Source organism: Duganella sp. BJB476 (assembly GCF_003416895.1).
Taxonomy (GTDB): domain Bacteria; phylum Pseudomonadota; class Gammaproteobacteria; order Burkholderiales; family Burkholderiaceae_D; genus Rugamonas.
Genome location: NZ_QVIO01000001.1, coordinates 463,141 through 480,443, shown reverse-complemented (window position 1 = coordinate 480,443; position 17,303 = coordinate 463,141). Strand labels below are relative to the sequence as shown.

Here is a 17,303-nt window from a genome sequence, read left to right as displayed (position 1 = left end):
GGAGACCCTCATGTTTGAAACCCAAGGCGCGCAAGCCAAGAAGGCCAGGTATCTGATCCATGCCACCGACGACGCGCCGCTGGCCGATTTCCTGGCGCTGGCCGACGTCGACCCCGAGATCAATGTGGTCGACGTCATCGGCCCGCACGACCAGCCGCATACGGTGGTCGTCGAAATCAGTCCCGACAAAGCCCGCGTGCTGGAGCTGCATTTCCGCAGCACCGGCACGCCCTCCCACCAATTGACGATAGAACCGGACCAGCCGCTGTCGCTATTCGACCGCGAGCAGGCCGATCCGATTTGAAAGGAAAGTCCATGCCCAAACCCTCCAACGATGGCGTCTCGTCGTCCCCGGATACCACGCTTTCCGGCGGCGGCGAAACTACCAGCTCCACAGAAAACCCCGGCCGCTCGTCGCGCGGTTCCAGCGGCTCCGGCGCCAGTCCGATGGCAGCTGCCGGCGACGCGGCGGCCGATGCCGCCGGCGAGCCCGGCAAACGCACGGCCAGCGGCGGCGGCCGCGCAGTCGGCGCGCGCAGGAAGCAGTATGTGATCGCGCCGCGTCAGCCCGACGGCTTGCAGGCGCTGAGTTTCCAGCCACTGCAATTCTCGGCGCTGGAACAGGCTCTGCGCAGCAGCAATGACATCGAGGTGGTCGACACGGTCGGCCCGAAATCCGTGCTCGGCGCGCTGGCCGATGGCATGGGCGGCTCGCAAGGCGTGCTGGTGGCACGCATGACGGAACAGAAAGCCGCCGTGCTGCACCAGCAAGGCCAGGGCCGGCTGCTGGTGGAAAACGACCAGCACCTGAACCTGATGGATCCGGCGCTGCGCCAGCCGGCGATGGTGACCGGCGTGATGTCGGCTGGCGGTGGCCCGGTACTCAACGCCGTCGTCAGCGTAATCGGCAAGGACGGCGCGCCGCAGGCGGAAGCGGAAGTGTCGCTGTTCGGCAGCATGCTGCCGGCCAGCGGCGTGACCGACGCCAACGGACAAGTCACGCTGTCGTTGTTCGGCGAGACGCCGGAATCGGTGCGCGGCCTGTACGTCAAGCCCAAGTCCGACTACTGGAGCTTCTACCAGCGCGACCCCGACATCAGCACCGACGAGGCCAATGTCGTGTCGTTACGCGCCTTGTCGGACTGGCCGTCGCTGGCCGGCTTCCCGCGCCAGCGCGCCTACGGCTGGGGCCAGAAGGCGATGCGCCTGGATCAGCTGCCCGGCAATTATCGCGGCCAGGGCATCAAGATCGCCATCATCGATTCCGGCGCGGCCACCACCCACGCCAACCTGAAAGACATCAAGGCCGGCTTCGACGTCCTGAACAAGAAGACCAATCCCGACGGCTGGGACCAGGACACGCTGGGCCACGGCTCGCACTGCGCCGGCGTGATCGCGGCGGCCGACATCGCCTCCGGCATACGCGGCTTTGCGCCGGACGCGGAGGTACATGCCTGCAAGCTGTTCCCCGGCGGTCAGATCAGCCAGTTGATCGATGCGCTGGAATACTGCATCGACAAGCAGATCGACGTGGTCAACCTGAGCCTGGGCGGCGCCGAGGTGTCGGAAGCGCTGGAGCAGCAGATCGTGCGCGCCAAGCGGGCCGGCATCGCTTGCATCGTCGCGGCCGGCAATTCAGGCGGCGCGGTGCAATACCCGGCCTCGTCACCCAACGTGCTGGCGGTGGCGGCGGTGGGCAAGCTCGACGAATTCCCGGCCGACAGCTATCACGCGCAGACGCTGGACCAGAATGTCGACGCCTACGGTTATTTCACGGCCAAGTTCAGCTGCTTCGGACCGCAGGTGGCGGTGTGCGCGCCAGGGGTGGCGATCACCTCTTGCGTGCCGCCGAATAATTTCGCGGCCTGGGACGGCACCTCGATGGCGACGCCGCATGTGACCGGGCTGGCGGCGCTGACCTTGGCGCACCATCCGGACTTCCAGTCGCCGCAGTACAAGGCGCGCGGGGCCGAGCGGGTCGAGCGGCTGTTCCAGATCATTCGCGCCAGTGCGCACCGGGTCAGCCTGGCCGACCAGAGCCGCACCGGTTTCGGCATGCCGGATGTGCTGGTGGCGGTGGGCTTGCAGACGCAGGTCAGCCAGCAGCCGGTGCAGGTGGCGCCGCAGCAGGCCGGCGTGATGTCGCCGATGATGGCGGCGCCGCAGTTGGGCGGCGCAATGAGCGGCTTGATGGGCGGTGGCGCGGTCTACGATCCGCTGGGGCTGGACGTGGCGCGGGCGGCGCAGCTGGCCGCCTACAGCACGCAATGGCCGCAGCTGGGTCGCTTCCCGCTGCCGCAGCCGTACAACCCCATCATGTGGTAGCTCCGGAAATGCAAAAAGCCGCACAAGGCGGCTTTTTGCATGCTTACTGCTTGAATGGCGTCCCCAAGGGGATTCGAACCCCTGTACTCACCGTGAAAGGGTGATGTCCTAGGCCTCTAGACGATGGGGACAGAAATCTGTCCGTACTGGCCGGTGCTACGTTTTGGAAAAATCCTGTGGCGTCCCCAGGGGGATTCGAACCCCCGTACTCACCGTGAAAGGGTGATGTCCTAGGCCTCTAGACGATGGGGACTTTTCCAAGGCGCGAATCATAGCAGTCTCTATCGCGCTTGGCAATAGCAAACCCTTGTTTTCACAGGAAAAAGTCGAAACATAGTCGAGCTTGCAACACGGCCGCAACAGGCGCAAAAACAAAAAAGCCGCTCAAGGCGGCTTTTGCAATGCTGGCGTCCCCAGGGGGATTCGAACCCCCGTACTCACCGTGAAAGGGTGATGTCCTAGGCCTCTAGACGATGGGGACATGTCGGTGCTTCCTGCGCTAATGGTGGAGGTAAGCGGGATCGAACCGCTGACCTCTTGCATGCCATGCAAGCGCTCTCCCAGCTGAGCTATACCCCCCCGGGCGCAGAAAGTCTTCTGTCGTACTACGGTGCTGCAGGTACTACTTTTACTACTCTCATCAGCCTGGCAAAGCTGGCGTCCCCAAGGGGATTCGAACCCCTGTACTCACCGTGAAAGGGTGATGTCCTAGGCCTCTAGACGATGGGGACCTCGGAACTACAGTTACTACCTTCGTCATCACTTCCGCGCAGTGGTGGAGGTAAGCGGGATCGAACCGCTGACCTCTTGCATGCCATGCAAGCGCTCTCCCAGCTGAGCTATACCCCCCGGGCGCAGAAATAATAAAAGCCGCTTGCGCGACTTTTGTTTTCACTACTTGTATCTATCCAGCGTAAAGCCAAACATCAAACAAATCAGTACAAACAACGTCAACTACAACATCTACAACTTTGGCGTCCCCAGGGGGATTCGAACCCCCGTACTCACCGTGAAAGGGTGATGTCCTAGGCCTCTAGACGATGGGGACTGCGAACAACCAATTCTGCAACGTGGTGGAGGTAAGCGGGATCGAACCGCTGACCTCTTGCATGCCATGCAAGCGCTCTCCCAGCTGAGCTATACCCCCGTTTGCTGCAGAAACAAGAGTATAGCAAAGAAGCTGCGCTATGCAAATACCCTTTTGCAACTTTGCTCAGGATTCAAGTCAGAATCAGAGAAATTTCGCCAGGCGCGCCACAATTGCCTCGCGGCCGAAGATCTGCAACACCGCATCGATGGCCGGGGTTTGCAGCTGGCCGGTGACGATCAAACGCAGCGGCATGGCCATCTGCGGCATCTTCAGCGTGTTGGCGGCCAATACTTCCTTGATCATCGCAGCCAGCGCTTCCTTGGTCCACTCCACCGTGGCGCAACGCTCGGCAAACTGCGCCAGCGCCGGCTTGACGGCGTCGGTCAGGTGCTGGGCCATCAGCGCGGCGTCCGGCTGCGGCGCACGGTAGAACAGCATGGCGGCGTCGGCCAGTTCGTTGACAGTGTTGACGCGCTCCTTCATCAGCGCCAGCACGGCCGGCAATGCAGGCGCGCCTTCGAACACGGCGCCGGCGGCCAGCATGCGCGGCTGGGCCAGCGCGGCCAGGCGTTCGTTGTCGGCCTGCTTGATATAGTGGTTGTTGAGCCAGTTCAGCTTTTCGATGTTGAACTGCGCCGCCGAGTTGGACAGGTGGGTGCCGTCGAACCAGCCGCACACCTGCTCCATCGAGAACACTTCGTCGTCGCCGTGGCTCCAGCCCAGGCGCGCCAGGTAGTTCAGGATCGCTTCCGGCAGATAGCCTTGCGCCGGATAATCCATGACGTTGACGGCGTCCTTACGCTTGGACATCTTCTGGCCGTCGGCGCCCAGTATCATCGGCAGGTGGCCATACAGCGGCAGCGGCGCGCCGATGGCGCGCAGGATGTTGATCTGGCGTGGCGTGTTGTTGACGTGGTCGTCGCCGCGCAGCACGTGGCTGATTTCCATGTCCCAGTCGTCGACCGCCACGCAGAAGTTATAGGTCGGCGTGCCATCCGGACGGGCGATGACCAGATCGTCCAGTTCCTTGTTGCCGATGGTGATGGTGCCTTTGACGAAATCGTCCCACGTCACTTCGCCGTCCAGCGGGTTCTTGAAGCGCACCACCGGCTTGCGGTCGGCCGGGATGGCCGGCAGGGTCTTACCCGACTCAGGACGCCAGGTACCGTCGTAGCGCGGCTTTTCGCCGGCTTCGCGCATGCGCTCACGCATCGCTTCGACTTCTTCCGGCGACGAGTAGCAGTGGTAGGCGGTGCCCGCTTCCAGCATCTGCGCCACGACTTCGCGGTAGCGGTCCATGCGCTGCATCTGGTAGAACGGGCCTTCGTCGTGGCTCAGGCCCAGCCACTCCATGCCCTCGATGATGGCTTGCACCGCTTCCGGGGTCGAACGCTCGAGGTCGGTGTCTTCGATGCGCAGCACGAAGGTGCCGCCGAAGTGACGGGCGTAGGCCCAGGAATACAGCGCCGTGCGGGCGCCGCCCAGGTGAAGGTAGCCGGTCGGGCTCGGTGCGAAACGGGTGCGGACTGGCTTGGCTGGTGCGGTAGTCATCGATGTAGGAGTGCTTATATGTAAAAGAAGCTATTTTACCGCGTCGGCGAAGGTGCGGCGATAGCGCTCTTCCGCATCGGCGCGGGTGTTGATCTCAAACAGCAGCCCGCCCGGCGCTTCGCAGAAGAAGCGCGAGCCGCGTTCGTGATAGAACACTTCGGTTTTCATAGTGACGCCCTCCTCCTTGAATCGGGCGTGCAAGGCGCGCACCTCGTCGGCGCTCGGCAGCTCGAAGCCCAGGTGGAAGTTGTGCGGCCAGACGGCGGTACGGTCGCCGCAGTCTTCGATGACGATGTCGAAGCCGTCGCGCTTGAGGATGCTGATCGGGCCGGCCAGTTCGACCCGGCAGCCCAGCTGGCGCTCGAAGAAGGCGACGCTCGCGGCGACGTCGTTGGAGGGGAAACTCAGGTGGTTTAAACGCATGGTGGACTCCGTTTATCTGGTGGATGAAAGCCACAGATTACGGAGTCCGCCCGGCCCCGGCTATTCGCTATCCGGCAGCTGGATGGAGGCGAAAAACCGGTGTAAAAACAAGGCCTTGCGGCTTAGATCAGCGAAGGCGCGGCAGCGCCATTCGCTTTTCCATCGATTACTTGACGGTGACCTTGATGGACGTGCTCATGCCCGGACCATAGGACTGGTGCAAGCCGTTGGCGAACTGCAGCGACAAGACGTAGGTGCCGGGCGCCAGCTTGACTTCGGTCTCGGTCTGCCCCTTGCCGAAGTGGATGTGCTGGTCGTCGGCCGGGACCACTTCGCCCGCCTTGACCGGCGCGGCGTTGATCAGCAGGTGGTGGTGGCCGGTGTTGGCCGTCATGTCGCCGGCCGGCTTGACATCCATGCCGGTGACGGCGAACTTGACCCTGAACGGGCTGGTAACGGTGGAGCCATCGAAGGGCTCGACGAAGGCCACCGATTGCTGGGCAAAGGCGCTGGCGCTCAAGGCCAGGAAGGCTGCTGCGGTGATAATTTTTTTCATCATGGGTAATCTCCGGTTAGTCGTTCTTGATGACGATGCTAGGGAACTTGCTGGTCATATCCTTGGCCTTTTCAGCGACCTGTACTGCAATCTTGCGGGCGATGTCCTTGTAGATGGCGGCCACCTGGCCGTCCGGTTCGGCCACCACGGTCGGTTTGCCGGAATCGGCCTGCTCGCGGATGGACAGGGTCAGCGGCAAGGCGCCGAGGAACTCGACGTTGAAATCCTTGCACATCTTGGCGCCGCCGCCCGCGCCGAAGATTTCTTCCGCATGGCCGCAGTTGGAGCAGATGTGGGTGCTCATGTTCTCGACGATGCCGAGGATAGGAATGCCGACCTTCTCGAACATCTTCAGGCCCTTGCGCGCGTCCAGCAGCGCGATGTCCTGTGGCGTGGTGACGATGACGGCGCCGGTGACCGGCACCTTCTGCGACAGGGTCAGCTGGATATCGCCGGTGCCGGGCGGCATGTCGACGATCAGGTAGTCGAGGTCGCGCCAGTTGGTCTGTTCCAGCAGCTGCTGTAGCGCCTGCGTGACCATCGGGCCACGCCACACCATCGGCTCGTCCGGATCGATCAGGAAGCCGATCGACGACACTTGCACGCCGTAGTTTTCCAGCGGCTCCATGGTCTTGCCGTCCTTGGTTTCCGGACGGCCGGACACGCCCAGCATCATCGGCTGCGACGGGCCGTAGATGTCGGCGTCCAGCAGGCCGACCGAGGCGCCCTCGGCGGCCAGTGCCAGCGCCAGGTTGACGGCGGTGGTCGATTTGCCGACGCCGCCCTTGCCGGAAGCCACGGCGATGATGTTCTTCACGTTGGGCATCAGCTTGAGGCCGCGCTGCACGGTGTGCGAGATCACCTTGCTGTGCACGTTGACGCTGACATTGCCGGCGCCCGGCAGCACGCGCAGGGCGGCGATGACGCTGGCGCGGATGGCGTCGAACTGGCTCTTGGCCGGGTAGCCCAGTTCGATATCGAGGGAGATATCGCCGCCCTCGACCTTCAAATTCTTCACGGCCTTGCCGGACACATAGTCTTTCGTTGTATTTGGGTCAACGATTTGGGACAGCGCGGCTTTGACGTCTTCTACTGTGATGCTCATGTAACTCTCTCCGTAAAATGTGCTCTCATTCTAGCGCATAGCGACAGAAAACCCCTCAGACGTGTGCAGTTGCGGCTTCCACTGTTAAAATGTTCTTTTTCCACCCACAAAGTGCATCAACCATGACCCGCAAGCTGTTCGTCACCACTGCCCTGCCCTACGCTAACGCCGCTTTCCATATTGGCCACATGATGGAGTACATCCAGGCCGACATCTGGGTCCGGTTCCAGCGAATGCAGCGCGACGGCGACGCCCAGCGCGTGGTGCACTTTGTCGGCGCCGACGACACCCACGGCACGCCGATCATGATCGCCGCCGAAAAGGAAGGCATCACGCCGCAGGAATTCGTGGCCAAGATCGCCGCCGGCCGCGCCCAATACCTGGACGGTTTCCATATCGCCTTTGACAACTGGTATTCGACCGATTCGCCGGAAAACGTCGAACTGTCGCAGGGCATCTACCGCAAGCTGCGCGACAACGGCCTGATCCAGACCAAGATCGTGCCGCGCTTCTACGACCCGGTCAAAGGCATGTTCCTGGCGGACCGCAACATCAAGGGCGAGTGCCCGACCTGCCACGCCAAGGACCAGTACGGCGACAACTGCGAAGTGTGCGGCGCGGCCTACCAGCCGACCGAGCTGATCAACCCGTTCTCGGTGTTCACCAACGCCACGCCGATCTTGAAGGACTCTGAGCAGTACTTCTTCAAGCTGTCCGACCCGCGCTGCTACCAGTTCCTCAAGGACTGGCTGAACACGCCTGGCCGCCTGCAGCCGGAAATGGTCAACAAGGTCAGCGAATGGCTGGGCGAAGCCGGCGAAAAGCTGGCCGACTGGGATATCTCGCGCGACGCGCCTTACTTCGGCATCCCGATTCCTGACGCGCCGGGCAAGTTCTTCTACGTGTGGCTGGACGCGCCGGTCGGCTACCTGGCCAGCCTGAAAAACTACTGCGAGAAAAAGGGCATCGACTACGACGCCCTGCTGCAAGACCCGGGCACCGAACAGATCCACTTCATCGGCAAGGACATCGTCTCCTTCCACCTGCTGTTCTGGCCTGCCATGCTGAACTTCGCCGGTCATCCGGTGATCGACAAGCTCAAGGTCAACGTGCACGGCCACCTGACCGTCAACAACGAAAAAATGTCCAAGTCGCGCGGCACCGGCATCTCGCCGCTGCGCTACCTGAACCTGGGCATGAACCCGGAATGGCTGCGCTACTACATCGCCTTCAAGCTGAACTCCAAGGTGGAAGACCTGGACTTCACCGGCGACGACTTCGTGGCCCGCGTCAACAGCGACTTGATCGGCAAGTACGTCAACATCGCTTCGCGCTGCGCCGGCTTCATCGCCAAGAAGTTCGACGGCAAGCTGGCCTCGTCGCTGTCCGAAGGCGCGCAGGGCTGGATCAAGCGCGCGCTGATCACCGCTGACGGCGTCGAGCGCCAGGCCAGCATCGCCGCCAATTTCGAGGCGCGCGAGTTCGGCAAGGCGCTGCGCGAGATCATGGAGATCGCCGACATCACCAACCAGTACGTCGACGAGAACAAGCCGTGGATCCTGGCCAAGGACGACGCCAAGCTGGCCGAGTTGCACGACGTCTGCACCACCGCGCTGATCCTGTTCCGCCAGCTGACCATCTTGCTGTCGCCGGTGCTGCCGGGTGTGGCCGCCAATGTCTCCAAGTTCCTCAACGACGAGCAGCTGCTGTGGGCCGATACCGACGTCGCCAGCGGCGTAGTGTCGAGCGCGATGCTGGGCCGTACCATCGGCGCCTACGCGCACCTGATGACGCGCGTCGATGCGAAAATGATTGAAGACCTGTTCGATGCGCCGGCGCAGCAAGCTGCCGCTGCGGCCGCTCCAGCGGTCGCCGCCAAGCCGGCCAAGCAGGCCGCCGCAGTACCAGCCGCACCGGCGCTGCCGATGCCGGAAGGCGTGGAAGAACTGGCGCCGCAGATCAGCATCGACGACTTCGTCAAGATCGACCTGCGCGTGGCCAAGATCGTCAACTGCGAGCACGTCGACGGTTCGGACAAGCTGCTGCGCCTGACCTTGGATGTGGGCGAAGGCCGCCTGCGCAATGTCTTCTCCGGCATCAAGTCCATGTATCAGCCAGAAGAACTGGTCGGCAAGCTGACCGTGATGGTAGCCAACCTGGCGCCGCGCAAGATGAAGTTCGGAGTATCCGAAGGCATGGTGCTGGCCGGTTCGGCCAAGGACGAGAAAGCCAATCCAGGCATCTACATCCTCAACCCATGGCCGGGCGCTGAGCCAGGCATGCGCATCCGCTAAGGGCCGGCCGATGAACATCGTGGTTCGGGAAGCACGGAATGACGATGCCAAGCTGATTGCCGACCTCACGCGCGCCGCGTGGGCCGGCAAGGTCAGCGTCACTTCCAGCGGCCACCGCGAAACCGCCGTCCTCGTTGCAGAACACCTGCGCGATGGCGGCGGTTTTGTTTTGCTGGTCGATGAACAGCCGGTGGGTTCGGTGCGCTGGCTGCCGCTCGATGCGGAGCCTGACGTGTGGGAGATCTGCCGCATGGGCGTGCTGCCGCAGCATCGGGGCGGCAATCTGTCGCAACATCTGCTGGAGGCGGTGATCCATCACGGCCTGGCGAGCGGCGTGGAGGAAGTGCGGCTGGCCGTGCGCAGCGACCAGCCCAAGCTGATCGACTTCTACACCGCCTTCGAATTCGAACTGGCTGAAGAGCTTGAATACTCCCACGCCAATCCGTTGGAACCGCCGCCGCTGGTGATGCGGCGTTCGCTCAAGTACTAAGCCGCTACGTCGTGGCGTGGTTGATGTGCTTGAGCAGGGTCTTGATATCGTTTTCCGCTTCCGGCGACACCTGGGTGAACATGCAGCCGACATGCAGCTGTTCGCCCAGCAGGAATGAACGGACCGAGCGCGTGACCCGGATTTCCATTTCCGCGACGACGACGGATTCCGACTCCGATTCCGATTCCAGTTCCAGCCGCACCTCCACCAGCTTGCGGCCCTTGAGCAAACCCTTGGTCGCGCTCTTGGTGCAGCGCAGGCCCATGCCACCCTGCGCGAAATCGTAGATGGGCAGCTCATACATCTTGCTGTTCACCTCGAACGAGGCCGTGAAGGTGACGCCCAGCGGCGTTTCCACGCGCTCGAACGCGCGCCGGTTCAGCACCGCACAGGTTTCCGGGAATATCATCGGGATCAGATGCGGCTGGTCGGGCAGCGATTTCCAATCCTGATTAGTCAGGCGAAATTGAATCTTCGCATTACTCAGGACGGTGACAAAGGTGACTTTTCCAGGCGGGAGAACTGAGCCTTCGTTCAATTCCATCACGAAATGCGGGTTCTCGGGATCGACTGAAAGTATGCGTCCAAGCACCGGCTCTCGGACACCGCTCACGTACATCGAGATCGCATCGCCGCTCGCGGCCAGGGAAGTCAATGCATCGCCGATATCGTCCTCGGTCGTCATGTCATACGAATTCGCGGCGGCGGGGATCTGGCCTATCGCGTCTTGGGGCCGTGGCGGTCCTCTACGGATCGTGACGGCAGTGTGCTCAGTGAGTAGCATTTCACCACCTATAATGTAGACGTTATCTGGGTCTCTTATAACTTCATCATAGTTTGGGAATTGCCCCATTGCAACCTATTTTTTACATTTTGAAATATAGGAGTGGAAACAACCCACTCCCGCCAGCTATTCCTACTTGTAAATACCACAACCGATTACGACGTCGTCCACGCGCTCGACATAGGTGCGCTTGCCGTCGACCGTGCCGGTGCTGGGATTGGGCCATTTGTAATCGACCCACCCCTTGCCTTCCTTGCCCATGCCCAGCGCCAGGATGTCCTTGATCAGGAACTTGCCATCTGCATCCTTCATCTCCAGCACGTTCTTGCCGACCAGCTTGATGTTGGCGCCGTTGGCCAGCTCGACGCCATCGCCATTGGCGCCGAAGGCGAAGATGTACAGATCCTTCTGAATGAACTGCCCCTTGGGATTATTGAACTCGGCGAAGGCCTTTTCCTTGCCGTTCTTCTTCAGGAACTCGGCGGCTTTCTTGACCATCGCCACCGCTTCATCGGCCGTCCCCTTCTCCGCCGCGCTCGTCCCCAGCGCCGTCAGCATCATCAGCCCAGCAAACATAACCGTGAATAGTTTTTTCATGACCGCTCCTTAGAAAATGTGACGAATGCCGAGATTGAGGCCGCGATTGCCGGTGCCGCCTTCGATCGCGCTGCCGACTGTGTAGCCGGCGCCGTTCTTATTGCGGATGTAAGCATACACCCCGTATAAATCCGTCCGTTTGGACAGGTAGTAGCGATAGCCGGCCGCCAGCTGCTGCGCGTCCTGGTTGAAGCTGGTCTTGTCGTTCTTGCGGATGTAGGAGGCCAGCCACGTGCCCATCCCCTGCGGCACCGTCACGCCCAGCAGCACCACGCTGCTGTCGATGGACGGTGTCGGCGCCACCGCGTAGCCGAACGGGTTGTTCAGGTTGCGCGGCAAGGCGCTGTTCAGGCCTTTGTCGACGCCGTAGGCAAAGTGCGCCTTCGCCACGCCGAAGTCGTACAGCGCCGTCAGCACGGAGTTCTTGGCGCTGCTGGTGTTCTTCAGCGTGGCGGTGTCGTTGTTGCGGTTGTGATGCGCGAGGCGTACCACCAGCGGGCCGCTGGTGTAGGCGATCGCGCCGCCGAGCTGGCGCTGCGCCGTGCTGTCGCCTGCCACCTCGCCGACGCCGTAGACCAGTTCCGCATTGAAGCCGTTGACCACCGGCGACGCGTACTTGACCGCATTGTCCATGCGGCTGGCGCTATTGCCGGTGGAGGCCATCAGGTTCTTGGTGTCGCCCGCCGTGCCGGAGCCGAAGGGATCGACCGCAGCCACCGCCAGGTACTGCGGCGTGTACTGGCGGCCCAGGGTCAGCGTGCCGGCCGTCTTGCTCTGCAAGCCGACGTAGGCCTGGCGGCCGAACAGCAAGCCGCCCTGCCCCATCGCGCCGGTATCGGCCTGGAAGCCGTTCTCCAGCAGGAAGATGGCGGACAGGCCGTCGCCCAGATCCTCGGTGCCCTTGAAGCCCAGGCGCGAGCCCGATTCAACGCCGCTGGTCAGCTTGGTGCTGGACGCGGCGGCGCCAACGCCACCGCTCTCACGTACCACCGCCATGTCGACGATGCCGTACACCGTCACGTTCGATTGTGCTGCCACTGTCCCCGTCAATGCGCCCAGCGTGAGCGCAAACATCGTTTTTTTCATTTTTATCTCCAGTTGGTTTGCTTACTTGGTACCGAAACCGCCGCCACCCGGCGTCTCGATGGCGAACACGTCGCCGGCCTGCATCTCGGCGGTGTGCGTGGCGCCGAATTCCTCTACCGTGCCATCGCCGCGTTCGACCCAGTTGCGGCCCAGCGCTCCGGGCATCGCGCCTTCCAGCCCGAACGGCGCGATGCGACGGTGGCCGGCCAGGATGTTGGCCGTCATCGCCTCCAGGAAGCGGATGCGGCGCAGTGCACCGTCGCCGCCCCGCTGCGCGCCTTCGCCGCCACTGCCGCGACGGATGGCGTGGGTTTCCACCAGCACCGGGAAGCGCCACTCCAGCACCTCCGGATCGGTCATGCGCGAGTTGGTCATGTGGGTCTGCACGGCGGCCGTGCCGTCGAAGCCCGGCCCCGCACCGGAACCGCCGGCGATGGTTTCGTAGTACTGGTGCTCCGCGTTCCCGAAGGTGAAGTTGTTCATCGTGCCCTGCGAGGCCGACATCACGCCCAGCGCGCCGTACAGCGCGTCGGTGACGTACTGCGACACTTCGACGTTACCGGCCACCACCGCCGCCGGATAGCGCGGGTTGAGCATCGAGCCTTCCGGGATGATCAGCTTGAGCGGCTTGAGCACACCCTCGTTCATCGGAATGTCGCTGTCGATCAGCGTGCGGAACACGTACAGCACGGCGGCCTTGCAGACCGACAGCGGTGCGTTGAAGTTGGTCGGCCGCTGCTCGCTGGTGCCGGTGAAATCCACCGTGGCGCTGCGGCTGGCGTGGTCGATGGTCAGCTTCACTTTCAGCATCGCGCCATCGTCCATCTCGTAGGCGAAGCTGGCGTCGCGCAGGCCGCCGATGGCCTTGCGCACCGCCGCTTCGGCGTTGTCCTGCACGTGCTGCATGTAGGCCAGCACCACGTCTTCGCCGTAGCAGGTGGTGGCCTTCAGCAGTTCGTTGGCGCCGGTCTCGCAGGCGCCCAGCTGGGCGATCAGGTCGGCGATGTTCTGGTCGATGTTACGGCTCGGCCAGGGGCCGGCGCCAAACAGCTCGCGCACCAGCGGCTCCAGGAACACGCCTTTGTCGACGATCTTGATGTTATCGAGCAGGACGCCCTCTTCCAGGATGCTGGTGCTGTTCGGTGGCATGGAGCCGGGCGTGATGCCGCCGACGTCGCCGTGGTGGCCGCGCGCGGCGACGTAGAACATCGGCGCGTCGCCGTCGCCGTACACCGGGCAGACGATGGTGATGTCCGGCAGGTGGGTGCCGCCGTTGTAAGGCACGTTGAGCACATAGGCGTCGCCGGGCGACATCGAAGTCGCATGCTGGCGAATCACGCACAGCACGCTGTCGCTCATCGAGCCCAGATGCACCGGGATGTGCGGCGCGTTGGCGATCAGGTTGCCCTCGCGGTCGAAGATGGCGCAGGAGAAGTCCAGTCGCTCCTTCATGTTGACCGAGTAGGCGGTGTTCTCCAGCGTGGTGCCCATCTGCTTGGCGATCGCCATGAACAGGTTGTTGAAGATCTCCAGGTGGATCGGGTGCACGGCGGTGGTCATCTTGTGCGCGCTGCCGGCGGCCACGCTGCGCTCCAGCATCAGCGAGTGGTCGGGCAGCACGCGCGCGCTCCAGCCGGCGTCCACCACGGTGGTGGCGATCTCCTCGCGGATCAGCGCCGGACCGACGACGCGGCTGCCCACCGGCAGCTCGGCGCGCACGTGCAGCGCGATTGGCACGGTCTGGCCGTCGACGTAGCTGTAGACGCGGCCCGGCGAATCAGAACCACCACCGGCCGGCACTTCGATGACGAAGTCGGCGCCGTCGCCCGCGCCAATCGCTTCGGCCGATACCGATTCGATCACCAGCGGCTGGCCTTCCATGACGAAGCCGAAACGGCCGCGATACAGCGCCGCAAAGGCCTCGCTCATCTCTGCCATGCTGGCCAACGGGATGACGAAGGCGGAATCGCTGTCCTGATACTTCAGCCGCGCGCACAGTTCGACGCGGATGTCTTCCTGCGCCACCTGCTGCTCCAGCAGTTCGGTGGCGGCGTCGCGCGCCAGCGCCACTAGCTGCGGTCCCAGTTCGGCCAGCGTGGCGTCGCTGAGCGGCTGCTCGACCGCGCCTTCGCGCATGGCGCGGATGTCGGCCAGGCCCATGCCGAAGGCCGACAGCACGCCGGCGAACGGGTGGATGACGATCTTGGTCATACCCAGCACATCGGCCACGCGGCAGGCATGCTGGCCGCCGGCGCCGCCGAAGCAGCACATGGCGTAGCGGCTGACGTCATAGCCGCGCTCCACCGAGATCGACTTGATCGCCTGCGCCATGTTATCGACCGCCACCGCCAGGAAGCCGTCGGCCACGGCGGACGGCGACAGCCGGGTGCCGGTTTCACGGGCGATCTTCTCGGACAGTTCGCCGAAGGCGCGCACCACGACGTCGCGGTCCAGCGGCTGGTCGCCATTTGGGCCGAACACGCGCGGGAAGTGCTCCGGCTGGATACGGCCCAGCATCACGTTGCAGTCGGTGACGGTCAGCGGGCCGCCCTTGCGGTAGCTGGCCGGGCCCGGATTGGCGCCGGCCGATTCCGGGCCGACCTTGAAGCGACCGTTCTCGAAGCTGCAGATCGAGCCGCCGCCCGCCGCCACGGTATGGATGTGCATCATCGGCGCGCGCACCCGCACGCCGGCCACCACGGTCTCGAACACGCGCTCGTAGGCGCCGTCGTAGTGGGCGACGTCGGTCGAGGTGCCGCCCATGTCGAAACCGATCACCTGTTTCAGGCCGATCGCCTCGCAGCTCTTGACCGCGCCGACGATGCCGCCGGCGGGACCGGACAGGATCGCGTCCTTGCCCTGGAAGCGGCCGGCGTCGGTCAGGCCGCCGTTGGACTGCATGAACATGATGCGCACATCGCCCGTATCGGCCGACACCCGCGACACGTAGTCGCGCAGCACCGGCGACAGGTAGGCGTCCACCACGGTCGTGTCGCCACGGCCGACGATTTTCATCAAGGGGCTGACCTGGTGGCTGACCGAGATCTGCGTGAAGCCCGTCTCCTCGGCCAGCGCCCGCAGCCGCTGCTCGTGCTGAGGGTAACGATAGGCGTGCATCAACACGATGGCGATGGCGTCGATGCCCATGGCGCGCAAAGCCACCAGCTGGCCGCGCAGGCACTCCTCGTCCGGCGCTTGCAGCACCTCGCCACGCGCGCCGATGCGTTCGTCGATCTCGATCACTTTCTCGTAGATCAGGTCCGGCAGCTCGATGTGCATGGCGAAGATGTCCGGCCGGTCCTGGTAGCCGATGCGTAGCTGGTCGGCGAAGCCGCGCGTGATGGCCAGCGCGGTGCGCGCGCCCTTGCGCTCCAGCAGCGCGTTGGTGGCGACGGTGGTGCCCATTTTGATCACTTCGATCTGATCGGCAGGCAGCGGATCGCCCGTCTTCAGCCCGAGCAGGTCGCGCATGCCTTGCGTGACGGCGTCGTCGTAGCGCTCCGGGTATTCGGACAGCAGCTTGTGCGTGACCAGCTTGCCGTCCGGACGGCGCGCGACGATGTCGGTGAAGGTGCCGCCGCGATCGACCCAGAACTGCCAGCGAAGTTGTTGAGCGGGGATGTCGTTTTTCATGATGTTGCCTCTACAGTCTCAATCAGGATTCAAGTTGTTTGCCAGCGGTTTCGGGCAGCGTCAGCGCGGCCAGGATCATCACGCCGTAGGCGGTGCCGGCGAACACGCCGATCGCCTCGCCCAGCGCCATCGACTGGCTGCTCAGGCCTATCATCAGCGGGAACAGCGAGCCGATGGCGCGGCCCATGTTGTAGCTGAAGCCCTGGCCCGAGCCGCGTATCGAAGTCGGGAACAACTCGGTCAGGAAAGCGCCCATGCCGCTGAACACGCCGGATACGCAGAAGCCCAGCGGGAAGCCGAGGAACAGCATCACACTGTCCGTCACCGGCAAGCGGGTGTAGGCCAGGGCGATGCACAGCGAGCCGGTGGCGAACAGGATGAAGTTCTTCTTGCGGCCCAGGTAGTCGGTCAGGAAGGCGCTGACGATGTAGCCCACATACGAGCCGACGATCACCATCGCCAGGTAGCCGCCGGTGCCCAGCACCGTCAGGTGACGTTCGGTCTTGAGGAAGGTCGGCAGCCAGGTGGTGATGGCGTAGTAGCCGCCTTGGGCGCCGGTGGTCAGCAGCACGGCACGCAAGGTGGTGCTCAGCATCTTGGGTGCGAAGATCTGGGCGAACGAGGCGCGGTCCTCCGGCGCTACCGCCTTCTGCTGCGCCACGAACACTTCCGGCTCGTCGACAAAGCGGCGGATGAAGATCACGAACAGCGCCGGCAATATCCCCAGCAGGAACAGCGAGCGCCATGCCCACTCAGGCGGCAGCAGCGAGAACATCAGCGCATACAGCAGCGCCGACACGCCCCAGCCGATCGCCCATCCCGCCTGCACCATGCCGACCGCCTTGCCGCGGTCCTTGGCGCGTATCACCTCGCCGATCAGGATGGCGCCGGCGGTCCACTCGCCGCCCATGCCGAAACCCATCAGGCCACGGGCCACCAGCAGCTGGGTGAAGTTCTGCGCCAGCCCGCACAGCACCGTGAAGAAGGCGAACCACAGGATGGTCAATTGCAGCGTCTTGACGCGGCCGATGCGGTCCGACAGGATGCCGGCGATCCAGCCGCCGGCGGCGGAGGTCAGCAAGGTGACGGTGCCGATCAAGCCGGCGTCGCCCTTGGACAGGCCCCAGGTGGCGATCAGCGTCGGGATCACGAAGCTGAGGAATTGCGTGTCCATCGCGTCGAGCGCGTAGCCGATCTTGCAGCTCCAGAAGGTGCGGCGCTCCTTGCCGGTCAATGCGTGGAACCAGGAGAAGAATCCCTCCTGCCGGGTGGTTGATAGTGCTCTGGTGTTCATGGTGGTCCCCTTTTGTCAGGCGTAGCACTCCCCTGCGGACGCGCTGTGCGGGTCCGTCGCGGGCGCTACTTTGGT

General features: G+C 63.6%; 13 protein-coding genes and 8 tRNA genes. 4 read left to right on the top strand and 17 right to left on the bottom strand.

Annotated elements, in window-relative coordinates:
• Window positions 1–10: 10 nt before the first annotated feature.
• The gene (locus D0T21_RS02145) at window positions 11–304 is read left to right on the top strand and encodes a hypothetical protein (RefSeq protein ID WP_116988194.1); all 294 of its coding nucleotides are present in this window, start codon (window positions 11–13) and stop codon (window positions 302–304) included.
• 11 nt (window positions 305–315) lie between these two features.
• The gene (locus D0T21_RS02140; RefSeq protein WP_116988193.1) at window positions 316–2,325 is read left to right on the top strand and encodes a S8 family serine peptidase; all 2,010 of its coding nucleotides are present in this window, start codon (window positions 316–318) and stop codon (window positions 2,323–2,325) included.
• Window positions 2,326–2,380: 55 nt separating this feature from the next.
• On the opposite strand, the gene D0T21_RS02135 is transcribed toward D0T21_RS02140, so the two are convergent.
• From D0T21_RS02135 to apbC, 12 genes are all read right to left on the bottom strand, one after another.
• Window positions 2,381–2,456: transfer RNA gene (locus tag D0T21_RS02135), tRNA-Glu, on the bottom strand.
• Window positions 2,457–2,502: 46 nt separating this feature from the next.
• Window positions 2,503–2,578: transfer RNA gene (locus D0T21_RS02130), tRNA-Glu, on the bottom strand.
• Between the two features lie 152 nt (window positions 2,579–2,730).
• Window positions 2,731–2,806, bottom strand: a tRNA-Glu gene (locus D0T21_RS02125).
• 22 nt (window positions 2,807–2,828) lie between these two features.
• Window positions 2,829–2,904 (bottom strand) — tRNA-Ala (locus D0T21_RS02120).
• 76 nt (window positions 2,905–2,980) lie between these two features.
• Window positions 2,981–3,056: transfer RNA gene (locus tag D0T21_RS02115), tRNA-Glu, on the bottom strand.
• A gap of 42 nt (window positions 3,057–3,098) precedes the next feature.
• A tRNA-Ala gene (locus D0T21_RS02110) sits at window positions 3,099–3,174 on the bottom strand.
• 123 nt (window positions 3,175–3,297) lie between these two features.
• Window positions 3,298–3,373, bottom strand: a tRNA-Glu gene (locus D0T21_RS02105).
• Between the two features lie 23 nt (window positions 3,374–3,396).
• Window positions 3,397–3,472 (bottom strand) — tRNA-Ala (locus D0T21_RS02100).
• Between the two features lie 84 nt (window positions 3,473–3,556).
• On the bottom strand, window positions 3,557–4,966 hold the full coding sequence (gene gltX, locus D0T21_RS02095; RefSeq protein ID WP_116988192.1) for a glutamate--tRNA ligase: 1,410 nt from the start codon (window positions 4,964–4,966) through the stop codon (window positions 3,557–3,559).
• A gap of 30 nt (window positions 4,967–4,996) precedes the next feature.
• A complete protein-coding gene (locus tag D0T21_RS02090; RefSeq protein WP_116988191.1) occupies window positions 4,997–5,389 on the bottom strand; it encodes a VOC family protein in 393 nt (130 codons plus the stop codon).
• Window positions 5,390–5,555: 166 nt separating this feature from the next.
• Complete coding sequence (locus D0T21_RS02085; RefSeq protein ID WP_199538383.1) at window positions 5,556–5,948, bottom strand: DUF4399 domain-containing protein; 393 nt, start codon at window positions 5,946–5,948, stop codon at window positions 5,556–5,558.
• 13 nt (window positions 5,949–5,961) lie between these two features.
• Window positions 5,962–7,050, bottom strand: coding sequence for an iron-sulfur cluster carrier protein ApbC (gene apbC, locus D0T21_RS02080; RefSeq protein WP_116988190.1), 1,089 nt, complete (start codon window positions 7,048–7,050; stop codon window positions 5,962–5,964).
• Between the two features lie 122 nt (window positions 7,051–7,172).
• On the opposite strand from apbC, the gene metG reads away from it, so the two are divergent.
• Together metG and D0T21_RS02070 are read left to right on the top strand one after the other, a co-directional pair.
• Window positions 7,173–9,344 carry a methionine--tRNA ligase gene (gene metG / locus D0T21_RS02075; RefSeq protein ID WP_229211301.1) on the top strand — a complete coding sequence of 724 codons (2,172 nt, stop codon included), beginning with the start codon at window positions 7,173–7,175 and terminating at the stop codon, window positions 9,342–9,344.
• Window positions 9,345–9,354: 10 nt separating this feature from the next.
• A complete protein-coding gene (locus tag D0T21_RS02070; RefSeq protein WP_116988188.1) occupies window positions 9,355–9,834 on the top strand; it encodes a GNAT family N-acetyltransferase in 480 nt (159 codons plus the stop codon).
• Between the two features lie 4 nt (window positions 9,835–9,838).
• Here the strand turns inward: D0T21_RS02070 and D0T21_RS02065 are convergent, their stop codons facing one another.
• The 5 genes from D0T21_RS02065 to D0T21_RS02045 form a co-directional block, all read right to left on the bottom strand.
• On the bottom strand, window positions 9,839–10,519 hold the full coding sequence (locus D0T21_RS02065; protein ID WP_116988187.1) for a flagellar brake protein: 681 nt from the start codon (window positions 10,517–10,519) through the stop codon (window positions 9,839–9,841).
• Between the two features lie 231 nt (window positions 10,520–10,750).
• Window positions 10,751–11,215, bottom strand: a complete 465-nt coding sequence (locus tag D0T21_RS02060) for a cache domain-containing protein (protein ID WP_116988186.1) — start codon at window positions 11,213–11,215, stop codon at window positions 10,751–10,753.
• A gap of 9 nt (window positions 11,216–11,224) precedes the next feature.
• On the bottom strand, window positions 11,225–12,301 hold the full coding sequence (locus D0T21_RS02055; protein WP_116988185.1) for a porin: 1,077 nt from the start codon (window positions 12,299–12,301) through the stop codon (window positions 11,225–11,227).
• Between the two features lie 21 nt (window positions 12,302–12,322).
• Window positions 12,323–15,934: a hydantoinase B/oxoprolinase family protein gene (locus D0T21_RS02050; RefSeq protein ID WP_116988184.1), complete on the bottom strand. Its 3,612-nt coding sequence runs from the start codon at window positions 15,932–15,934 to the stop codon at window positions 12,323–12,325.
• A 22-nt stretch (window positions 15,935–15,956) separates the two neighbouring features.
• A complete protein-coding gene (locus D0T21_RS02045; RefSeq protein ID WP_116988183.1) occupies window positions 15,957–17,228 on the bottom strand; it encodes an MFS transporter in 1,272 nt (423 codons plus the stop codon).
• Window positions 17,229–17,303: the final 75 nt, after the last annotated feature.